Here is a 16,843-nt window from a genome sequence, read left to right as displayed (position 1 = left end):
CCGGGAAGCCGTCCAGACACTCATCGTTTCCGCAGGTCACGCGGGTGCGCACGCCCCGGACGGCGGAACGCGCAGGCTGGGCTTTCCGGGTGGTGCGCGCCGGCGCGCAGCTCACTCCATGGGGGCGGTTCAGGCCTCCAGTTGGAGGTCCCAGCCGCCGGACCGGCTGGTGAGGGTAATCACCGACAGCGGCTGCACATCGATCCGCCAGAACGCGTGCGGGGGCGCCTGGAGCACATAGACCAGGGCGGCGCGGATGACGCCGGGCTCGGCGACCGCGAGCAGCCCGGCGGCGTCGTCGGCCGGCCGGGTGTCGAGCCAGCCGCCGACCCGGGAGATGAACGCCGGCAGCGACTCCCCGCCGTGCGGTGCGGAGCGCGGATCGGCCAGCCAGGCTTCGACCGCGCGCGGTTCGACGGCGGTCACCTCGCCCAGTGTGCGGCCGCGCCAGCGCCCCATGTCGCAGTCGCGCAGTGCCGGTTGGGCCAGCGGGCGCAGGCCGAGCGCCTCGCCGGTCTCCCGGCAGCGGGCGGACGGCGAGCAGTAGCGCAGTTCGGCGGCGGCGAGCCGGCACAGGACGGGGGCGGCCCGCTCGGCCTCGTACCAGCCGGCGGCGTCGAGCGGTCGGTCGTCGTCGAACCGCGTTTCGAGCAGCGAGGAGCTGCGACCGGCGGCGAGCAGCTTGAGTCGAACGCTCATTCGCTGATGGTAAGAGCCGTGCCGTTCCGGCGGCACCGGTTGATCACAATTCGACAGGACCCGGATCGATCAGCCCCAGAGTCATCCATTGCTCCGGCGACACCAGGGGCCGGAAGCCGATCTTCTCGTACACCCCGTGGGCGTCCTGCGTGGCGAGGGTCAGCCGGCTGAGGCCGCTGGGCGCCATGTGGTCGGCGACGGCCTCGACCAGGGCCGTGCCCAGCCCCTTGCCGCGGTCGTCGCGGCAGATGTAGACGTCGCAGAGCCAGGCGAAGGTGGCGTGGTCGGTGACCAGCCGGGCGTAGCCGGCCTGACGGCCCGAACCGGCCGCGTACAGACCGAAGTTGAGCGAGCCCGCCACGGCGCGGTCGTGCAGCTCCCGGGGGCGGCCCACGGCCCAGTAGGCGTCGGTGGCCAGCCAGTGGTGGACCAGGTGGGCGTCCAGGCGGGCCGGGTCGGTGGAGATCTCGTAGCCGTCGAGGGGGTGCGCGCTCATGCCGCGAGAGTGGCAGAGCGGTGGGGCGGAGTCGAACCGGTCGGCGGGCGCGGGTGTCCGGGGCGGCCGGTGAGCGCCCGGGCCCTCAGTCCACCTCCACCCCCAGCTCCGTGCACGCCGTACGGAGCCTGCGCACGCCCTCGGCGATCTCGCCGGTGCCGGACGCCGCCGCGAAGCTCAGCCGCAGACAGGCGCCGGGCGGCTCGGCGGCGAAATACGGCCGGCCGGCCGCGACCGCCACCCCCGCCCGCAGCGCCGCACCGGTCAGCGCCGCCTCGTCGATGCCCTCGGGCAGCCGCAGCCAGAGGTGGAAGCCGCCCGGCGGGACGTACGGACCGCCGGGGGCGGGGTCGTGGCCGGGCACCGGCCGGTGCGCGGTGAACGCGGGCAGCTGCCGGTGCAGCGCGGCGGTCAGCGCGTCGCGGCGGGCGGTCAGCTCACCGGCGATCAGCCGCAGATGGCGCGGCCAGGCGGGCGAGCCGACGAGTTCCAGGGCGGCTTCCTGGAGCGGCCGGGGCACGAAGAAGCTGTCGACGACCTGGATGGCGCGCAGCCGGTCGAGGACGGGCCCGCGGGCGGCCAGGGCGCCCACCCGCAGATTGGGCGAACTGGCCTTGGTGAGCGAGCGGACGTGAACGACGGTGCCGTCCCGGTCCTCCGCCATCAGGGTCGGCGGGAGCGGGGGGCCGTCGGCGTGGGACAGCAGCCGCGCGAAGTCGTCCTCGATCACGAAGGCGCCGGCCGCGCGGGCCACCCGCAGCACCTCGCGCCGCCGCTCGGCGGCGAGCACCGCGCCGGTCGGGTTCTGGAACAGCGGCTGACAGACGAAGAGCCGGGCGCCGCTGGCGCGGAAGGCCTCGGCGAGCAGATCCGTCCGGACCCCGTCCGCGTCGAGGGGTACCGGCACCGGCCGCAGCCCCGAGGCGCGGGCGACGGCCAGCACCCCCGGGTAGGTCGGGGACTCGACGAGCACCGGGGCGCCGGGCGCGGCGAGCGCGCGCAGCGCCGCGGTCAGCGCGCTCTGGCCGCCGCCGGTGATCAGCACGTCATTGGCGCCGAGCGGGCCGCCGGAGCCGGCGATCTCCCGGGCGAACCAGGCCCGCAGCTCCGGTACGCCGCCGACCGGCGGGCGGCTCCAGGCACCGGGGCGCCGGCCGGCCCGTGCCAGTGCGGCGGACAGGGCGCGTTCGGGCTGCAGATCGGAGTGCAGGTAGCCGCCGTCGAACTCGATGACGCCCGGCGCGGGGGCGGCGAGGGTGGCCAGTACGCCGGTGGCGTCGACGCTCCGCGGCACCTGGTCACCGGCCGGCTCCGCGCTCAGCGCGATCTCCTGCCAGGAGGTGTCGACGGGGCGCGGCGCCTCGGCGTGCGGTGCGGCCCGGAAGGCCCCGGCGCCGGGCCGGGTGACGACCAGGCCCTCCGCGGCCAGCTGGGCGAGCGCCCGGGAGACGGTCACCGGGCTGACGCGATGCCGTTCGACGAGGGCGCGACTGGACGGCAGCTTCTCACCTGGAGAGTAGCGCTCCAGCTCTCTTCTCAGGCTCGCGGCCAGTTCGGCACCACTGCTACGCTCTTGCATGAAGCCCAACGATAGCGCTATCGCCACCGCCGGGATAGCGGTCAGCACCCCGGATCTCACCGGCCCGGGCCTCCCGGAGGCCGCCGCCCGCGGCTCCCACGTCGGCCGTGGCCTGCTGCTCGCCGCCCTCGGTGTCGCCGCCTTCTCGCTCACCTTCCCGGCGACCGCCTGGGGACTGGAAGGCATGGGCCCGTGGACCGTGGTGATGCTGCGCAGCGTGCTGGCCACCGTGCCGGCCGGCGCCGCGCTCCTCGCGCTGCGGGTCCGCCCGCCGGAGCGTCGCCACTGGACGGGCATCGCCGTGGTCGCGGGCGGTGTCGTGCTCGGCTTCCCGCTGCTGACCACCCTGGCCCTGGAGACCTCCACCACCTCGCACGCCGCCGTCGTGATCGGTCTGCTGCCGCTGACCACCGCGGCCTGCTCGGCCGTACGGACCGGCGCCCGGCCCTCCCGTACGTTCTGGATCGCCTCGCTGGTCGGCGCCGTCGTCGTGATCGGCTTCGCGGTGCAGCAGAGCGGCGGGGTACCCAACCGCAGCGATCTGCTGCTGTTCGCCGCGCTGCTGGTGTGCGCGGCGGGCTACACCGAGGGCGGCCGGCTGGCCCGCCACATGCCGGGCTGGCAGGTGATCGGCTGGGCGCTGGTGCTGGCGCTGCCCGTGACGGCGGCGGGCGCCGCGCTCGCGCTGTCCGCCGAGCCGCTGACGCTGACGGTGCACTCGGTCGCCGGGGTGCTGTGGCTGGCGGTCGGCTCCCAGTTCCTCGGGATGGTCGCCTGGTACCGCGGGATGGCCGTGATCGGTATCTCCCGGGCGAGCCAGCTGCAGCTCGCCCAGCCGCTGCTGACCCTGGTGTGGTCGGTGCTGCTGCTCGGCGAGCGGCTGCCGCCGGCCGCGCCCGTCGCGGCGCTGGCCGTCCTGCTGTGCATCGCCGTCACCCAGCGGTCCCGCGGGTGACCGGCGGGCCGCGGGGATGGAACAAACCCACACACAGCGGGTGCGCCGGAGGGCTGCGGACGTAAACTTGCGGCGATGGCGGATACCGCCGTCCGGGCCCGGGAAAGGCCCGTCACCCGTTGAATCCGTTGGCCGTTCAACCGCTGGCCGGCGCACGGTCGGCCACACCGGTCGCACGGCCGCCCCGAAGCGGGGAGGAGCCCTGATGCACGCGAACAGGGGCGACCGGCTGGTGGTGCACGGCAGGACCGTCGGGCATCACGACCGGGTCGTCGAGATCATCGAGGTCATCGGCACGGACGGCGATCCGCCCTACCGCGTCCGCGGCGAGGACGGGCACGAGGCGATCATGTCCCCCGGCCCCGACTCCGTCGTCCGGCACGTCAAGTCCACGGGCAAGAAGTCCGGCCGCTGACCCGGCCCCGTCCACGGACCGGCGGCAGGCACGCCCGCGCGGCCGGTCCGTACGGCCGCCGGGCCGCCGCTACGCCCGTGCCGCGCTGGCGTAGTGGTCACGCACCACCCGCGCCATGGCGCCGGACGGGTCCTTGCCGACCACCTTCGCCGAGAAGTAGACATGGCCGCCGACCTGCGGGTACCCGCGGGCGAAGGTGAGGTGGCGGGAGATCTCGGCCGGGTCCTTCCAGGCGACGGGCTCCGTCTCGCCCGCCTTGTAGAGCGCCTCGCCGATGTAGAGGTCCACTCCGGTGCCGTCGACGGTCCGCGCCCACCAGGGCACGAGTTCCGCGTAGTCGGCGGCCTTGGTGCCCAGCGGCCAGTAGACCTGCGGCACGATGTAGTCCAGCCAGCCCTCGCGCACCCAGCGACGGGTGTCGGCATACAGGTCGTCGTAGGTCTGCACCCCCGCCTGGGTGCGGGAGCCCTGCTGGTCGGTGCTGTGGTTGCGCCACACCGCGAACGGGCTGACCCCGAACCGCAGTCGGCGCCCGGCCCGCCCGCTCTCCTCGCGGAGCCGGCCGGCCATTTCCTGGATCAGCCGGTCGATGTTGTTCCGCCGCCAGGCGTCCCGGCTCTCGAAGCTGTCGCCGTACTCCTGGAACGCCGCGTCGTCGTCGAAGTGCCCGCCGGCGACCGGATACGGATAGAAGTAGTCGTCGAAGTGCGCCCCGTCGACGGGGTAGCGCCGCACCGCGTCGAACATCGCGTCCTGGACGAAGGCCCGGACCTCCGGCAGCCCCGGGTTGTAGTAGAGCTTGCCGCCGTACGGCAGGACCCACTGCGGGTGCCGGCGGGCCGGGTGGTCCGCGACGAGCCGGCCGGGGTCGGTGTGGTTGGCGACCCGGTACGGGTTGAACCAGGCGTGCAGCTCCAGATCGCGCCGGTGCGCCTCGCGGACCGCGAAGTCCAGCGGGTCCCAGCCCGGGTCACGGCCCTGCTGCCCGGTCAGATACTGCGCCCACGGCTCGTACGGGGAGGGCCACAGGGCGTCGGCGGTGGACCGCACCTGGAAGAAGACCGTGTTGAGTTTGCGGGCGACGGCGGTGTCGAGGAGGGCGCGCAGTTCGCGCTGCTGGTCGGCCGGCGTGAGCCGTGCGCGGGAGGGCCAGTCGAGGTTGGCCACGGTCGCCAGCCACATCCCGCGCATCTCGCGCCGCGGCGCGCCGGCCGCGGGCGCCGCCGACCCCGTGGTGAGCAGTGCGGAGGCCGCGCCCAGTGCGGTCACCGCGAACCCTCTTCGTGTGATCCGTCGCATCAAAAGTCCCCAAGTTGTCTGGTTCGTCCCGTCTTGAGGGCTCAGAATGCCCGCCCCGGGGCCCGTAGCCCAGCACCTCGCGGAGTAACGTCGGGACCGAAAGCGGGCGTCGCACCTTACGGCGCACCGCCGGTTCCTGAAGATCAGCGAAAGGCACGAGGTGACGGACACATTTGCCGACATTGCACGCGTCGGAGTGGTCGGCTGCGGCCAGATGGGCGCAGGCATCGCCGAGGTGTGCGCCCGCGCCGGGCTGGACGTCATGGTCGCCGAGACCACCGGCGAAGCACTGGAGCTGGGGCGCACCCGCTTGACCAACTCCCTCGGCAAGGCCGCCGAACGCGGCAAGATCACCGACGAGGAGCGCGACACCACGCTCGGCCGGCTCAGCTTCACCACCGACCTCGGCGAATTCGCCGACCGTGATCTCGTCATCGAGGCCGTGGTGGAGAACGAGCAGGTCAAGACCGAGATCTTCCAGATCCTCGACCAGGTGATCACCCGGCCGGACGCCATCCTGGCCTCCAACACCTCGTCCATCCCCCTGGTGAAGCTGGCGGTCGCCACCTCCCGCCCCGACCAGGTCATCGGGATCCACTTCTTCAACCCGGCGCCGGTCCAGAAGCTGGTCGAGCTGATCCCCGCGCTGACCACCGGCGAGGAGACCATCAAGCGCTCCGAGGGACTGGTCCAGGACATCCTGGGCAAGCATGCGATCCGCGCCCAGGACCGCTCGGGCTTCGTCGTCAACGCCCTGCTCATCCCGTATCTGCTCTCCGCGATCCGGATGTTCGAGTCGGGCATCGCCAGCCGCGAGGACATCGACAACGGCATGGAAATGGGCTGCGCCCACCCGATGGGCCCGCTCAAGCTGAGCGACCTGATCGGCCTGGACACCGTGGCCTCGGTCGCCGCCTCCATGTACGAGGAGTACAAGGAGCCGCTCTACGCCGCTCCCCCGCTGCTCGCCCGCATGGTCGACGCGGGCCGCCTGGGGCGGAAGTCCGGTTCGGGCTTCTACCCGTACTAGGAAGTCTCGCGAAGCCGTCAACTGGCGCTGTTCCAGGGTGAGTTCACCTGGAGCAGCGCCAGCGGGCCGTGCGGCGCCCGAGCGGGCTCACGCGTGCTGTCCGGCGAGGTCCAGCGCTCAGTTCCGTCCACCGTGCCAGCGGACGGCGACGGCACCGGCGAAGTCGCCCGCGTGGGCGAATCCTCCGAGCACCACCAGATCGCCGTCCTCGACCTGCCGGGAGCAGATCGCGTGGTCCAGGGTGATCGGGATCGCCGCGCCGAACAGATTCCCGTACGCGTCGAAGGTGTTCAGGTGCCGCTCGTCCGGTAGTTGCAGTGCCTCCCGCCAGTTCCGTAGAAAGGTGCGGTTGGGCTGGTTGGTGATGAGGACGTCGATGTCGGTGGTCGCCACGCCGAGCCGCCGGCACAGATCGGTGACCACCTCCGGAACGAGGCGGTTCCCGCGTGCCAGGACCTTGGCGACGCTGGCGTCGGTGAACCCGATCCGCAGCTGGGACTCTCCCGGCTCCCAGTACTTGCGACCGTCGTCGACCGCCAGGGTCATGTCCCCGGCGTAACCGCCGATGTGCCGGGTCTCCACGTCGAGGACCGGTGCGCCGGACGACGTCGTCACATACCCCACACCGCAGCCGTCTCCCGGTATCGCGGCCTGAGCGAGCCGGCGCACCTGGGACTGGGTGAACCACTGACCCGCGGCGCTTTGGGCATTGCAGATCAGGGCGCTCCTCGCGTCGGTGGTGGTGAGGATCTGCCGGGCCAGCTTCAGCATGTACACGAAGGAGGCGCAGCCCGCGTTGGCCACGTCGACGAGCCACTCCGGGTTCAGGCCGAGGCGGCGCGCCACCTCGGTGCCGGCACCCACGAACGGCAGGTCCGGCAACTGACTGTGCACCAACAGCACGTCGACGCCGCGGATCTCCTGCCTGCCGTGCCGTTCGATCAGAGGCTGTACGGCGCGTTCGACCATGTCCGCGTTCGTCTCGTCCGAGGCCACGTGGTGGCGTGACGGCGGGACCTTGAACATGGGGTGGTCACGGAGTTTGTCCTCGGCTCCGGGGTACTCGGTGTAGAACTCCGCGGGCACCGGTTCGCCGGGAAGGTAGCTCGCGACGTCGGTGAGGCTGACCGTCGTCACTGCGCCACCGCCCTTGACGGAGCCACGCTGACCGGCAGGCCGTTGCGGTGACGGTGTTCCAGGATCGCCTTGAGGTTGTTCATCTCCACGGTGTGCCCCGCGTAGAAGAGGTCCCAGTAGTCGCCCACCCAGGGCCGGTCCGAGCGGGGCGCCTTCTCGGGATGCGGGTTGGTGTCGTAGTAGGGGTGGCGGCAGTTGGTCCAGGTGATCACCGAACCTGGCTCGTCCAGCACCAGCCGGGCCGGGACGACGCGCATCAGGTAGATCATCCACAGCTTCTCGCCCTGGTCCCACGAGCAGTGGTAGTCCACGGTCATGGCCTCGGGGCGGGCGACCACCTCGCAGTAGATCCTGGTGTCGTCCTCGAGCCGGTCGCGGCCGACCCACAGCCCCGGCGTGCCGGAGGGCGCGAAGTCCCGCAGGCTGCAGGTCCACTCCTGAAGGTGGTGCCCCTGACGCAGGTAGTCGTAGGCCGCCTCCGGGGGGCAGTCGACGTACTCGTGGATGGTGCAGTACCGCCCGTAGACCTGATGGTGGGGGTAGACGGCGTGGGTGAGTTCCATGCAGTGGGCGGTCAGTTCCTCCTTGCCGGCGTTCTCGATCCGTAGCAGACCGGGGATGTCAGCCAACGTGGACGACTCCTCGCTCATCCGAACTCTCCTCGTTCTCGGTGCCGTTGACGCTCTCGGCGATGTGGGTGAAGGACTGGAAGGGGAGGAACGGCGGGATCTCCCGCGGGTCGCAGTCCACCGCGACGAACGCGGGACCGCCGCCCGCATTGCCGCGCAGCAGCGCCGTGCGCAGCTGCGCCGCGTCGCGGGCCCCGGTGGCATCCAGGGACGGGAAGGCGGCGGCCACTCCGGCGGCGAGGTCGGTCCGGGCGAACAGGTCGTCGTCGCGGACGCCGCCCTGCAAGAACTCCTCGCGCAGCGCGCACATGGCGTGGGCGTTGTTGTTGAAGATCACGAAGGTCACGGGCGCGGCGTACTCCACGGCGGTGTGCACTTCCATCCCGTGCATGAAGAAGGCCCCGTCCCCGGCGAGGACGTAGGTGCGTCGGCCGGTGGCGAGCGCGGCGCCGATGCCGGCACCGAAGGTGTAGCCCATGCCACCCATGCCGAGTGCCACCACGAAGCGGCCGCGGCGCGGTGCCGGGAGCAGATGGATGGCGCTGGCCCCCGCGTTGCCGGCATCCACGAAGACGTGTGCGTCCTGGGGCAGCGCCGCCTCCACCGCGGCGACCGCCTGACGGTAGGGGAGGGTTCGCCCACGGGCCCGGGAAAGCGGGCCCGGCATGGAGGTGGGAAGGGGACCGGCGTGCGGCGGGCAGGGACGTGGACCGGGCGGCAGGCGGGCGGTCACCGCGCGCAGCGCGTCCCGCAGGTTCCCGCCCAGCGCGGTGCCTGCCACGAACGGCGGTTCGGGGCCGAGGCAGACGACGTCGGTGGTGGCCAGGGCCCGGTCGAGTCCGCCGCGTGCCAGGAGCGGCAGCCGGGTACCGACCAGCAGGCATACGTCGGCCCGCCGCAGACAGTCTTCGACGTTGGCGTGGCCCATCACCCCGGCCACGCCTGCGAATCGGGGATCACGGTTGTCGAAGACGTCCTTGGCGTCCGGGGTGACCGCGACCCATGCCCCGAGGCGCCGGGCCAGTTCGGCCAGCTCCGTACGCGCGTGCGCGGCGGCGAGATCCTCACCGGCGATCACCAGGACGCGGCCGGCCTTGCGAAGGGTGTCCGACACGGTGGTGAGAGCGGCTCCGTCGATCCGCGCGGTCGGCGCGGTCGGCGCCGGCACGCACGGTGCCGGGACCGCGCCACGGCCGGGCACCCGGATCTGTGCCTGCTGCACGTCCTTGGGTAACAGCAGTACGGCCGGCCCGCGCGGATCGGCCTGGGCCGCCGCCACTGCCCGGGGCAGCAACTGCACGAGCGAGTCCGCGTCATCCACCCGGACGCAGAACCGGGAGACGGGGGCGAAAACCTCCCGCGCGTCGAAGGAGCCCGCCTTGCCGCTGGAGTCCTGGAACGCCCCCCGGCCTTCCTGACCGGTCGGCGGCTGGCCCACCAGGGCCAGCACGGGCACCCGCGAGGCATGGGCCTCCGCCAGGCCCGGTACGAGATTCATCGCCCCACCACCCGAGGTGGCGGCAACGACGCCGAGGCGCCCGGTGGTGCGGGCGTATCCGTCGGCCATGGTGACGGCGGAGAACTCGTGTTTGGCGACGACGCCACGGACGGTGCCGCAGCGGTGCACGGCGTCATACAGGTCCTCGATGTTCGCGCCGCCGACGCCGAATAAGTGGGTGACGCCGGCCCTGGCGAGTTCCGCGACCAGATGGTCGACCAGGCGTACCGTTTCCGCGTCGCGCAGGTTCGCGGTCGTGCTGGTCATACGGGGCTCCTGTCCCTCTCGTGGTGCCGGTCGTCGACGAGGCCGGCCGGCGAGATGACCTGAAAGCGGTGCCGGTATTCCCTGGGGGTGAGTCCCAGGGTTCGCGCGAAGGAACGGAAGAAGGTCTCGGGGGCGGCGAATCCGCAGCGGCCCGCGATCTGGCCGATCGTCAGTTCGGTGGTCTCCAGCAGTTCGCGTGCGTGGGCGATGCGCGTCCGCTCGACGTACTGGCCGGGTGTCGTGCCCACCTCGCGCCGGAAGACACGGGCGAAGTTGCGCTCACTCATGTGGGCCTGCCGGGCGATCTCGGCCACCGGCAGCGGGTTGTGCAGGTTGCCGAGAATCCACTCCTGCGCAGCCCTGATCGGCGGATGATCGGCCAACTGGGCGTCGAGCACTGCGCTGTACTGGGACTGCCCTCCGTGCCGTTTGAGGAACAGCACCAGAAACCGTGCCGTCTCCAGCGCGAGGGCCGCACCGTGATCGGCCTCCACCAGAGCCAGCGCCATGTCGATACCCGTCGACACGCCCGCGGAGGTCACGAAGGGGCCGTCCCAGACGAAGATCGGCTCGGCGTCCACCGTCACCTCCGGATAGCGGCCCGCCATCGCTTCGCTGTACGCCCAGTGGGTGGTGGCGCGTCTGCCGTCGAGGAGGCCCGCCTCGGCCAGCAGAAAGGATCCGCCGCACACGGAGGCGACTCTGCGCGACCGGGCCGCCGCCCCGCCGATCCAGGAGATCAGTCCCCGGTCAAGCAGTGCGTCGTGCAGACTCCAGCCGCCCGGCACGAGGAGCGTGTCGATCGGCCCCTGTCCCGCCTCCAGGGGCGCGGCTGCCACCACCACTCCTGAACTCGTGCGCACCAGCGGCGCGTCGGCGGAGACGAAGTCGACACGGTAGGGGGCGCCCGACGGGCCCAGGAGCCGGTTGGCGGTATCGAACACTTCAATCGGTCCGGTGATGTCCAGGGCCATCGCCCCCGCGTACACCACCACAACAACACGTCGCTCGAACACGATCACAGCCTGTATTGACCCTCACACTGGCTGCAATGACATATTACTGACGTATCCAGCCAACAAGCGGTCGGTGGAGGGGGAAGACGGGCGCTGGCCAGGCAATTGACGTGCGCGAGCGGCCGGCGGTGAGTGACGCAGCTCACAGGGCGTAGGTGCGATGGTGCGCCGCACCCGCTCCGTTGCCTCCGGATCACGTCCGGCTCGAGACGTCACCTCACCGCGGATCATTCGGCCGAGGCCGAGGGCCCGCGGGGCGCCCACCCGCCGCTCGGGGGAAAACCGGCGGGCGGGCCCCGGGCCGGCGGGCGCCCGTCCGCCGGCGTCGGCCCCCGTGGCACCTTGGAGTCAACTCCCGTGCGGGCGCGAGGGGGAGAGTGTGAACCGCCCCGGTGGGGGTGCGCGATTCACACCCCGTACGAACCCCCCGCGCCGCCCGTCACCCCGGGTCACTTCACACGGGGTGTGAAACTCGGACCAGCATCTCCCCGCCGCACACGCTCCCGCCCGTCGCCGCAGCGCAGTTGACTGTTCTCCGTATGGACAACGCACTCGCGACACGAAGGAATGAGGAGCGGACCGTGACCGCCCACCCCCGAACCGATCCGGTGATCGCCGACTTAGCCGAGTTGAGACGCCTCCACGACGTCGGCAACGCCCGGGTCGACGGTCAACTCGCGCTGCTGGCACAGCGCTCGGCGCAGCAGGCGCGTGACGCGGAGGAACTGCAGGTGCGCATCACGCAGCTGGAGAGCGCCCGCTGGCCACTGCCCTCCCTCGCCGCACTCACGGGACTCGCGGCGCTGGCGGTGGCGGTGTGGCAGGCCATGGGCCGGTGACCGCCGGCCACGGTCACCGGCCGTCGGCGGTCAGCCGAGCCGGATGTGATGCAGCATCAGCAGGGCGGCGGCCATGTTGGCGGCCGGCACCTCCCCTCGCGCCACCATGTCGGGCACCAGCTTCAACGACACCCACTCCCGCCGCTCGGACTCGAAACCGTCCAGAGGCGGACCGGTGTACTCAGCCTGGTCGGACCAGTAGATGTGATGCCGCGCATCGGTGAGGCCGTTGGACGGCTCGACCGTGAGGAGATGGTGGAGGGGTCCCGGGCGCCACCCGGTCTCCTCCTCCATCTCCCGGGCGGCCGCCGCCGCGAGGTCCTCGCCGTCCTCGACGACACCGGCGGCCAGCTCCCAGCCCCAGGTGTCGGTGATGAACCGGTGCCGCCACAGCAGCAGCACCTCGTTGGCCTCATTGACCACTGTGGCGATGGCGACGGGCCGCATCCGGATCAGATAGTGATCCAGGTGACGGCCGTCCGGCAGCTCCACATCGGCCAGATTGACCCGGAACCAGGGATTCGCATAGACGGGCTTTTCGCTGAGATTGTTCCAACGCACGTAACTGCCACCTTCCGCTGTGGTGCCGGCAAAGGTGACACGAGCCCGGGCAGACAATCCCTACAGCGGAACGCGCAGCACCTCGTCGATGAGATCGGCAGCCGCGTCCGTCGCGGAGCTCCCGGTCCTGGCCAGATGCTCGCGCACCGCCCGCAGCCGGTCCCGCAGCCGGTGCGACTCCATGCCCCGAGCCTGCTCCGTCATCTGCGCGGCATCGGCCACGGCCCGGTCCGCGTCGCCTTGGCGCAGCTCGATATGGGTGAGCATGGCCAGCCGGTGGACCCGGCCGCGGTCGTGTGCGGGGGTGTCGACGGCGGCGTCCGCCTGTTCCCGGGCGGCCCGCAGGTCGCCGAGGCTCAGCAGCGCCTCCGCCACTTGTACGTTCACCAGGCCGGGCTGGACATAGCCCGTCTCGGCCGGCTCCTGCCCGGGCCGGATGCGCTCCGCGGCCGCCTCCGCACGCCGGATGCACGACAGCGCGCTGGCGCCGTCGCCGAGCCGGGCGTAGGACTTGGCCTGCATCGCGTAGAGGTCCGCGGCGAGCGCCGGGGTGATCTGCGGGCCCGCGGCCCGCAGCGCCGCCTCCGCGAAGGCGACCGCCTGGCGGTATTCCCGTACGAAGAGGGACTGATTGACCAGCAGCGCGATGACATACGCGCCGAGGCCGCGGTCCCCGCTGGCCTTGGCCAGCCGCAGCGCCTGATGGAAGTAGCGCTGGGCCAGCCCGAGAGCGTCCGAGTCGTACGCGCAGATGCCGGCGACCGCGACCAGTCCACCGGTCGCCCGGTGGAGCTGACGCCCCGTCGCATCGCTGTAGCTGCCCCGCAGCAGCGGCGCCGCCTCGGCGTTGAGGAATCCCACGATGCGTGCTCTGGTAGCGATACCACCCGCCTTCCGGTACATCGTCTCGTAGTGCGTCCGGGCGGCGCGCAGCATCTCGATGTCGGCCATGCCGACGCGCGTCAGCCCGTCGCGGGACACATCGGAGTCCTCGGGCGGGTTCTCCCACTCCCATACGGGGATGACCGCCGAGGTACCGGTCAGCGCGGGCGCGTCGAGGATGTGCGGCCGCTGCTGCTCGTCGGAGCGCCACAGCGCGGTGGCCCGCTCGACGAATCCGGAGAGCGGGGTGTCCGCGCTGCTCCGGGCGCCCGGTCCGCTCAGCCCGATGTCGTCCAGCCCGACCGGCCGGTGCAGCCGTTCGCCGAGGATCTCGCAGATCAGGTCCGGTACCTGCCCGCGCGGCCGCTGGCCCTTCAGCCACCGGGCCACCGCGGTGTGTTCGTACCGCAGCGCCAGTCCGCGACGGCGGCCGAGCTGGTTGATCCGTGCGGCCAGCCCCGCGTGCGAGATGCCGGCCTCGTCGAGAACCGCGTCGAGCAGGGTATTGGGCTCCATACCGGCCTCCCGGTGAGCCGGGCCCGCCCACGGACCATCAGCTCATGGCCTTGTCGACTTCACCACTCCGTCAGATGAGCGTAGTGAAGCGCCCCTCACACGGGGTGTGAAGGGGGCCGGCCACCTCAACTCGGGGCGCAGCCCCGCAACATGTAGGCGATCACCGCGTCGAGGCCGGAGCGGACCTCCTCGGGGGAGAGCACGCTGCTCACCGCGAAGCTGGCGTAGCCGTGCAGGGTGGTGAACACCGGCATCGCGATGCTGTCGACGGGCCCCTGACGCACCTCACCGCCGCGCTGACCCTCCGCCACCATCTCCTCGGCCATGGCGCCCAGTTGATGCGCGGCCGTGATCAGCGCCTCGGACGCCGCCGGGTCGTGCTTGACGGTGTACATGAGGTCGAGCAGCTCGGCGTTGTCGACGGCGAAGTCCACATACGCGCGCACCAGTGCGGCGAGCCGGTCGGCGAACGCCTCGCCCGCCGCCTCCCGGGATCCGGTCAGGGCCGTCTCCAGCCGCTCGAAACCGGCCAGCGCCAGCGCGTCGAGCAGCGCCTGCTTGTCCTTGAAGTGCCGGCTCGGCGCGGCATGGCTGACGCCGAGGTCGCGGGCGAGTTCCCGCAGGGACAGTGCACCGGGCCCCTTCTCGCGGAGCGTCTGCTCGGCGCGGGTGAGCAGCGCGGCGCGCAGGTCTCCGTGGTGGTAACGACGAGTGTGCATGACGGCCATCCTATCCCCCATGTATTCACTGGCTACATTGTTGGCATTGACATCATTGTTGGCGTTGCCTACATTGAAGCCATGGCTCACACCCCGAAATGGAACGCAACCGACCTCCCCGACCAGAGCGGCCGCACCGCCGTGGTGACCGGCGCCAACAGCGGACTCGGCCTCGCCACCGTCGACGCCCTCGCCCGGGCCGGCGCCCATGTGGTGCTCGCCGTACGGGACACCGGGCGCGGCGAGACCGCGGCCGACACCGTGCGGGGCGCCCGCGGCAGCGTCGAGGTCCGCCGTCTCGACCTGGCCGACCTGGCCTCCGTGCGCGCGTTCGCCGCCGGCTGGCAGGGTCCGCTCGATCTGCTGATCAACAACGCCGGTGTCATGAACATCCCGGAGTCCCGCACCAAGGACGGCTTCGAGATGCAGTTCGGCACCAACCACCTCGGCCACTTCGCCCTGACCAACCTGCTGCTGCCGCACGTCACCGACCGCGTGGTGACCGTGTCGTCCGGCGCCCACCGGCTGCCCGGCAACCGCATCCACTTCGACAACCTGAACCTCACCGACGCCTACCGCCCCATCACCGCCTACAGCCAGTCCAAGCTGGCCAATCTGCTGTTCACCCTGGAGCTGCAACGGCGCCTCGCCGCCGCGGGATCGCCGGTGCGCGCCCTCGCCGCCCACCCGGGCTGGGCCGCCACCAACCTCCAGAGCGCCGACGCCAGCGTGGTGCGGCGGGTGGTGATGCGGGTGGGCAACCGCGTGGTCGCGCAGGACAACCGGGCCGGTGCGCTCCCCACGCTCTACGCCGCCACCCAGGACCTGCCCGGCGCCTCCTACCTCGGCCCCGACGGGCTCGGCGAGATGCGCGGCGCACCGACGATGGTCGGCAGGACGGCCGCGGCCAGCGACACCGGGACCGCCGGCCGGCTGTGGCAGGCGTCCGAGGAGCTGACCGGCGTCACCTTCCCGTCGCTGGACGGCTGGGAGGTCACGGCGAAATCCGCCCGCCCGTAGCCGTGGTGCCGGCCGCCCCGGCCGGCACCCGCACCCGGTCGTTGCTCAGCATCACCAGTGCCACGTCGTCGGTGAGGCGCCCGCCCGCATGCCGCAGCAGCGCCGCCCGCACCTCCCCGACGACCCCCGCCGGCGAGGGTCCGCACGGCGCCGCGGCCGCCTCGACACCGCTGCGCAGCGCCTGCGCCAGCGGAAAGAACTCCCCCGCCGCATCCCGCGCATCGGCCGCCCCGTCGGTGTGCAGAAACAGCCCCTCGCCGGGCCGCAGCCGTCCGCCCCGCACCGCGCACAGCTCCTCGGGCAGCGGAAACAGCCCCAGCGGCGGCATCGGCTCGGCCCGCGCGAGCGGGGCGACCGCCTGGCAGGCGACGCGGTACGGCCACGGATGCCCGCAGTTCAGCGCCGTGACCGAGCCGTCCTGCGCCACCTCCACCAGCAGCAGGGTCACGAACTCCTCCGCGAGCTGCCCCGCCGGCTCCCCGCCGTCCGCCTGCTGCCCGTCCCCCGCCCGCTCCCGCAGATGCCGCTGGTGCGACCGCTCCAGCCGCCGCAGCACATCGCCGAGTTCGGGCTCGTCATGCGCCCCTTCGCGGAAGCTGCCGAGCATCGCGGCAACGGTGCTGATCGCCTCCAGCCCGTGTCCGCGCACATCCCCGATCACCGCGCGCAGGCCGTGCCGGGTCCCCACGACCTCGTACAGATCCCCGCCGACGTCGGCCCCCTCGCTCGCGGAGAGGTGGTCGGCCGCCAGCAGCACCCCGTCGATCCGCCGCGGCAGCGGCCGCAGCACCACCCGCTGAGCGGCGACGGCGACCTCCCGGGCCCGCGCCAGCTCCCGTAACAGCCGCAGTCGCCGGCCGGCGGTCAGATAGCTGGCACCGATCACCGCGAGGATCGCACCGCAGGTCGTCACGCGGGTGGCCGGCCCGGACCCGGGCGCCACCGGTCCGAACGGCACCAGCGCGAGCAGTGCGCACACCCCGCCGAGCAGGACGCACTTGCGGCGGCCGGTGCCCGCGCAGGCGATGGCCGGCGCGGCGGCGAGGAGCGGCAGCAGCTGCCCGCCGGTCGGGCGGCACAGCTCCCAGGCCACCACGCCGAGCACCCAGAGGCCGGGCAGGACGAAGACGAAGGCGCGCCGGGCGTGTGCCGCCCCGGCGCGTACGCCGCTCCGCGCCCAGGTTCGGATCATGCCGATGGTCCCCCTAGCCGGTGGTCCCCTGGCAGGCGTTGAGCGGGTCGGTGCGGCCCGCCGCCGCGGTCACGCGGGCCGCCCGGACCCGACC

17 protein-coding genes are annotated in these 16,843 nt (G+C 72.4%); 5 read left to right on the top strand and 12 right to left on the bottom strand.

Annotated elements, in window-relative coordinates; translation table 11 throughout:
- Window positions 1–129: 129 nt before the first annotated feature.
- The 3 genes from OIU81_RS30030 to OIU81_RS30020 form a co-directional block, all read right to left on the bottom strand.
- Window positions 130–699 carry a histidine phosphatase family protein gene (locus OIU81_RS30030; RefSeq protein ID WP_329152835.1) on the bottom strand — a complete coding sequence of 190 codons (570 nt, stop codon included), beginning with the start codon at window positions 697–699 and terminating at the stop codon, window positions 130–132.
- 43 nt (window positions 700–742) lie between these two features.
- Window positions 743–1,195 (bottom strand): GNAT family N-acetyltransferase, encoded by a 453-nt coding sequence (locus tag OIU81_RS30025; RefSeq protein WP_329152833.1) that lies wholly within the window; start codon window positions 1,193–1,195, stop codon window positions 743–745.
- Window positions 1,196–1,280: 85 nt separating this feature from the next.
- On the bottom strand, window positions 1,281–2,774 hold the full coding sequence (locus OIU81_RS30020) for an aminotransferase-like domain-containing protein (RefSeq protein WP_329152831.1): 1,494 nt from the start codon (window positions 2,772–2,774) through the stop codon (window positions 1,281–1,283).
- On the opposite strand from OIU81_RS30020, the gene OIU81_RS30015 reads away from it, so the two are divergent.
- Complete coding sequence (locus OIU81_RS30015; RefSeq protein WP_329152829.1) at window positions 2,773–3,729, top strand: DMT family transporter; 957 nt, start codon at window positions 2,773–2,775, stop codon at window positions 3,727–3,729. The genes OIU81_RS30020 and OIU81_RS30015 overlap by 2 nt on opposite strands.
- 205 nt (window positions 3,730–3,934) lie before the next feature.
- The gene (locus OIU81_RS30010; protein ID WP_329152827.1) at window positions 3,935–4,144 is read left to right on the top strand and encodes a DUF1918 domain-containing protein; all 210 of its coding nucleotides are present in this window, start codon (window positions 3,935–3,937) and stop codon (window positions 4,142–4,144) included.
- 69 nt (window positions 4,145–4,213) lie between these two features.
- Here OIU81_RS30010 and OIU81_RS30005 read toward each other — a convergent pair whose 3' ends face one another.
- Window positions 4,214–5,443, bottom strand: coding sequence for a glycoside hydrolase family 10 protein (locus OIU81_RS30005; RefSeq protein ID WP_329152825.1), 1,230 nt, complete (start codon window positions 5,441–5,443; stop codon window positions 4,214–4,216).
- Between the two features lie 160 nt (window positions 5,444–5,603).
- Here OIU81_RS30005 and OIU81_RS30000 point away from each other — a divergent pair, with 160 nt between their 5' ends.
- Entirely contained in the window at window positions 5,604–6,473 is an 870-nt protein-coding gene (locus OIU81_RS30000; protein ID WP_329152823.1) for a 3-hydroxybutyryl-CoA dehydrogenase, read from the top strand.
- A 117-nt stretch (window positions 6,474–6,590) separates the two neighbouring features.
- Here the strand turns inward: OIU81_RS30000 and OIU81_RS29995 are convergent, their stop codons facing one another.
- From OIU81_RS29995 to OIU81_RS29980, 4 genes are read right to left on the bottom strand one after another with little or no spacing between them, the layout of a single operon-like run.
- The gene (locus OIU81_RS29995) at window positions 6,591–7,610 is read right to left on the bottom strand and encodes a 3-oxoacyl-ACP synthase III family protein (RefSeq protein WP_329152821.1); all 1,020 of its coding nucleotides are present in this window, start codon (window positions 7,608–7,610) and stop codon (window positions 6,591–6,593) included.
- Window positions 7,607–8,260, bottom strand: coding sequence for an SRPBCC family protein (locus tag OIU81_RS29990; RefSeq protein ID WP_329152819.1), 654 nt, complete (start codon window positions 8,258–8,260; stop codon window positions 7,607–7,609). Before OIU81_RS29990 ends, OIU81_RS29995 begins: the two co-directional genes overlap by 4 nt.
- Window positions 8,232–10,004 carry a thiamine pyrophosphate-binding protein gene (locus OIU81_RS29985; protein ID WP_329152817.1) on the bottom strand — a complete coding sequence of 591 codons (1,773 nt, stop codon included), beginning with the start codon at window positions 10,002–10,004 and terminating at the stop codon, window positions 8,232–8,234. Before OIU81_RS29985 ends, OIU81_RS29990 begins: the two co-directional genes overlap by 29 nt.
- Window positions 10,001–11,020, bottom strand: a complete 1,020-nt coding sequence (locus OIU81_RS29980; protein ID WP_329152815.1) for a GlxA family transcriptional regulator — start codon at window positions 11,018–11,020, stop codon at window positions 10,001–10,003. The genes OIU81_RS29985 and OIU81_RS29980 overlap by 4 nt, the downstream gene beginning before the upstream one ends.
- 581 nt (window positions 11,021–11,601) lie before the next feature.
- On the opposite strand from OIU81_RS29980, the gene OIU81_RS29975 reads away from it, so the two are divergent.
- Entirely contained in the window at window positions 11,602–11,859 is a 258-nt protein-coding gene (locus OIU81_RS29975) for a hypothetical protein (RefSeq protein ID WP_329152813.1), read from the top strand.
- 30 nt (window positions 11,860–11,889) lie between these two features.
- Here the strand turns inward: OIU81_RS29975 and OIU81_RS29970 are convergent, their stop codons facing one another.
- The 3 genes from OIU81_RS29970 to OIU81_RS29960 form a co-directional block, all read right to left on the bottom strand.
- Complete coding sequence (locus OIU81_RS29970) at window positions 11,890–12,420, bottom strand: NUDIX domain-containing protein (RefSeq protein ID WP_329152810.1); 531 nt, start codon at window positions 12,418–12,420, stop codon at window positions 11,890–11,892.
- Between the two features lie 60 nt (window positions 12,421–12,480).
- Window positions 12,481–13,818, bottom strand: coding sequence for a transcriptional regulator (locus tag OIU81_RS29965; RefSeq protein ID WP_329152808.1), 1,338 nt, complete (start codon window positions 13,816–13,818; stop codon window positions 12,481–12,483).
- A 125-nt stretch (window positions 13,819–13,943) separates the two neighbouring features.
- Window positions 13,944–14,537, bottom strand: a complete 594-nt coding sequence (locus OIU81_RS29960) for a TetR/AcrR family transcriptional regulator (protein WP_329152806.1) — start codon at window positions 14,535–14,537, stop codon at window positions 13,944–13,946.
- A gap of 81 nt (window positions 14,538–14,618) precedes the next feature.
- Between OIU81_RS29960 and OIU81_RS29955 the strand changes: the two genes are divergently transcribed.
- Window positions 14,619–15,557, top strand: a complete 939-nt coding sequence (locus OIU81_RS29955; protein WP_329152805.1) for an oxidoreductase — start codon at window positions 14,619–14,621, stop codon at window positions 15,555–15,557.
- On the opposite strand, the gene OIU81_RS29950 is transcribed toward OIU81_RS29955, so the two are convergent.
- Window positions 15,532–16,749 (bottom strand): PP2C family protein-serine/threonine phosphatase, encoded by a 1,218-nt coding sequence (locus OIU81_RS29950; RefSeq protein ID WP_329152803.1) that lies wholly within the window; start codon window positions 16,747–16,749, stop codon window positions 15,532–15,534. The two genes, OIU81_RS29955 and OIU81_RS29950, sit on opposite strands and share 26 nt — an antisense overlap.
- Window positions 16,750–16,843: the final 94 nt, after the last annotated feature.

The sequence above is a fragment of the Streptomyces sp. NBC_01454 genome, from assembly GCF_036227565.1.
Lineage (GTDB): Bacteria > Actinomycetota > Actinomycetes > Streptomycetales > Streptomycetaceae > Streptomyces.
The sequence above is the reverse complement of the archived record's forward strand: the minus strand, read 5'-3'. Positions and strand labels throughout refer to the sequence as shown.

What these genes read in the sequence shown, in the direction of transcription:
- OIU81_RS30005 (WP_329152825.1), bottom strand. Translation starts at nt 5,443, where the DNA reads ATGCGACGGATCACACGAAGAGGGTTCGCGGTGACCGCACTGGGCGCG.
- OIU81_RS30030 (WP_329152835.1), bottom strand. Translation starts at nt 699, where the DNA reads ATGAGCGTTCGACTCAAGCTGCTCGCCGCCGGTCGCAGCTCCTCGCTG.
- OIU81_RS29990 (WP_329152819.1), bottom strand. Translation starts at nt 8,260, where the DNA reads ATGAGCGAGGAGTCGTCCACGTTGGCTGACATCCCCGGTCTGCTACGG.
- OIU81_RS29960 (WP_329152806.1), bottom strand. Translation starts at nt 14,537, where the DNA reads ATGCACACTCGTCGTTACCACCACGGAGACCTGCGCGCCGCGCTGCTC.
- OIU81_RS30020 (WP_329152831.1), bottom strand. Translation starts at nt 2,774, where the DNA reads ATGCAAGAGCGTAGCAGTGGTGCCGAACTGGCCGCGAGCCTGAGAAGA.
- OIU81_RS29985 (WP_329152817.1), bottom strand. Translation starts at nt 10,004, where the DNA reads ATGACCAGCACGACCGCGAACCTGCGCGACGCGGAAACGGTACGCCTG.
- OIU81_RS29965 (WP_329152808.1), bottom strand. Translation starts at nt 13,818, where the DNA reads ATGGAGCCCAATACCCTGCTCGACGCGGTTCTCGACGAGGCCGGCATC.
- OIU81_RS30025 (WP_329152833.1), bottom strand. Translation starts at nt 1,195, where the DNA reads ATGAGCGCGCACCCCCTCGACGGCTACGAGATCTCCACCGACCCGGCC.
- OIU81_RS29950 (WP_329152803.1), bottom strand. Translation starts at nt 16,749, where the DNA reads ATGATCCGAACCTGGGCGCGGAGCGGCGTACGCGCCGGGGCGGCACAC.
- OIU81_RS29955 (WP_329152805.1), top strand. Translation starts at nt 14,619, where the DNA reads ATGGCTCACACCCCGAAATGGAACGCAACCGACCTCCCCGACCAGAGC.
- OIU81_RS30010 (WP_329152827.1), top strand. Translation starts at nt 3,935, where the DNA reads ATGCACGCGAACAGGGGCGACCGGCTGGTGGTGCACGGCAGGACCGTC.
- OIU81_RS30015 (WP_329152829.1), top strand. Translation starts at nt 2,773, where the DNA reads ATGAAGCCCAACGATAGCGCTATCGCCACCGCCGGGATAGCGGTCAGC.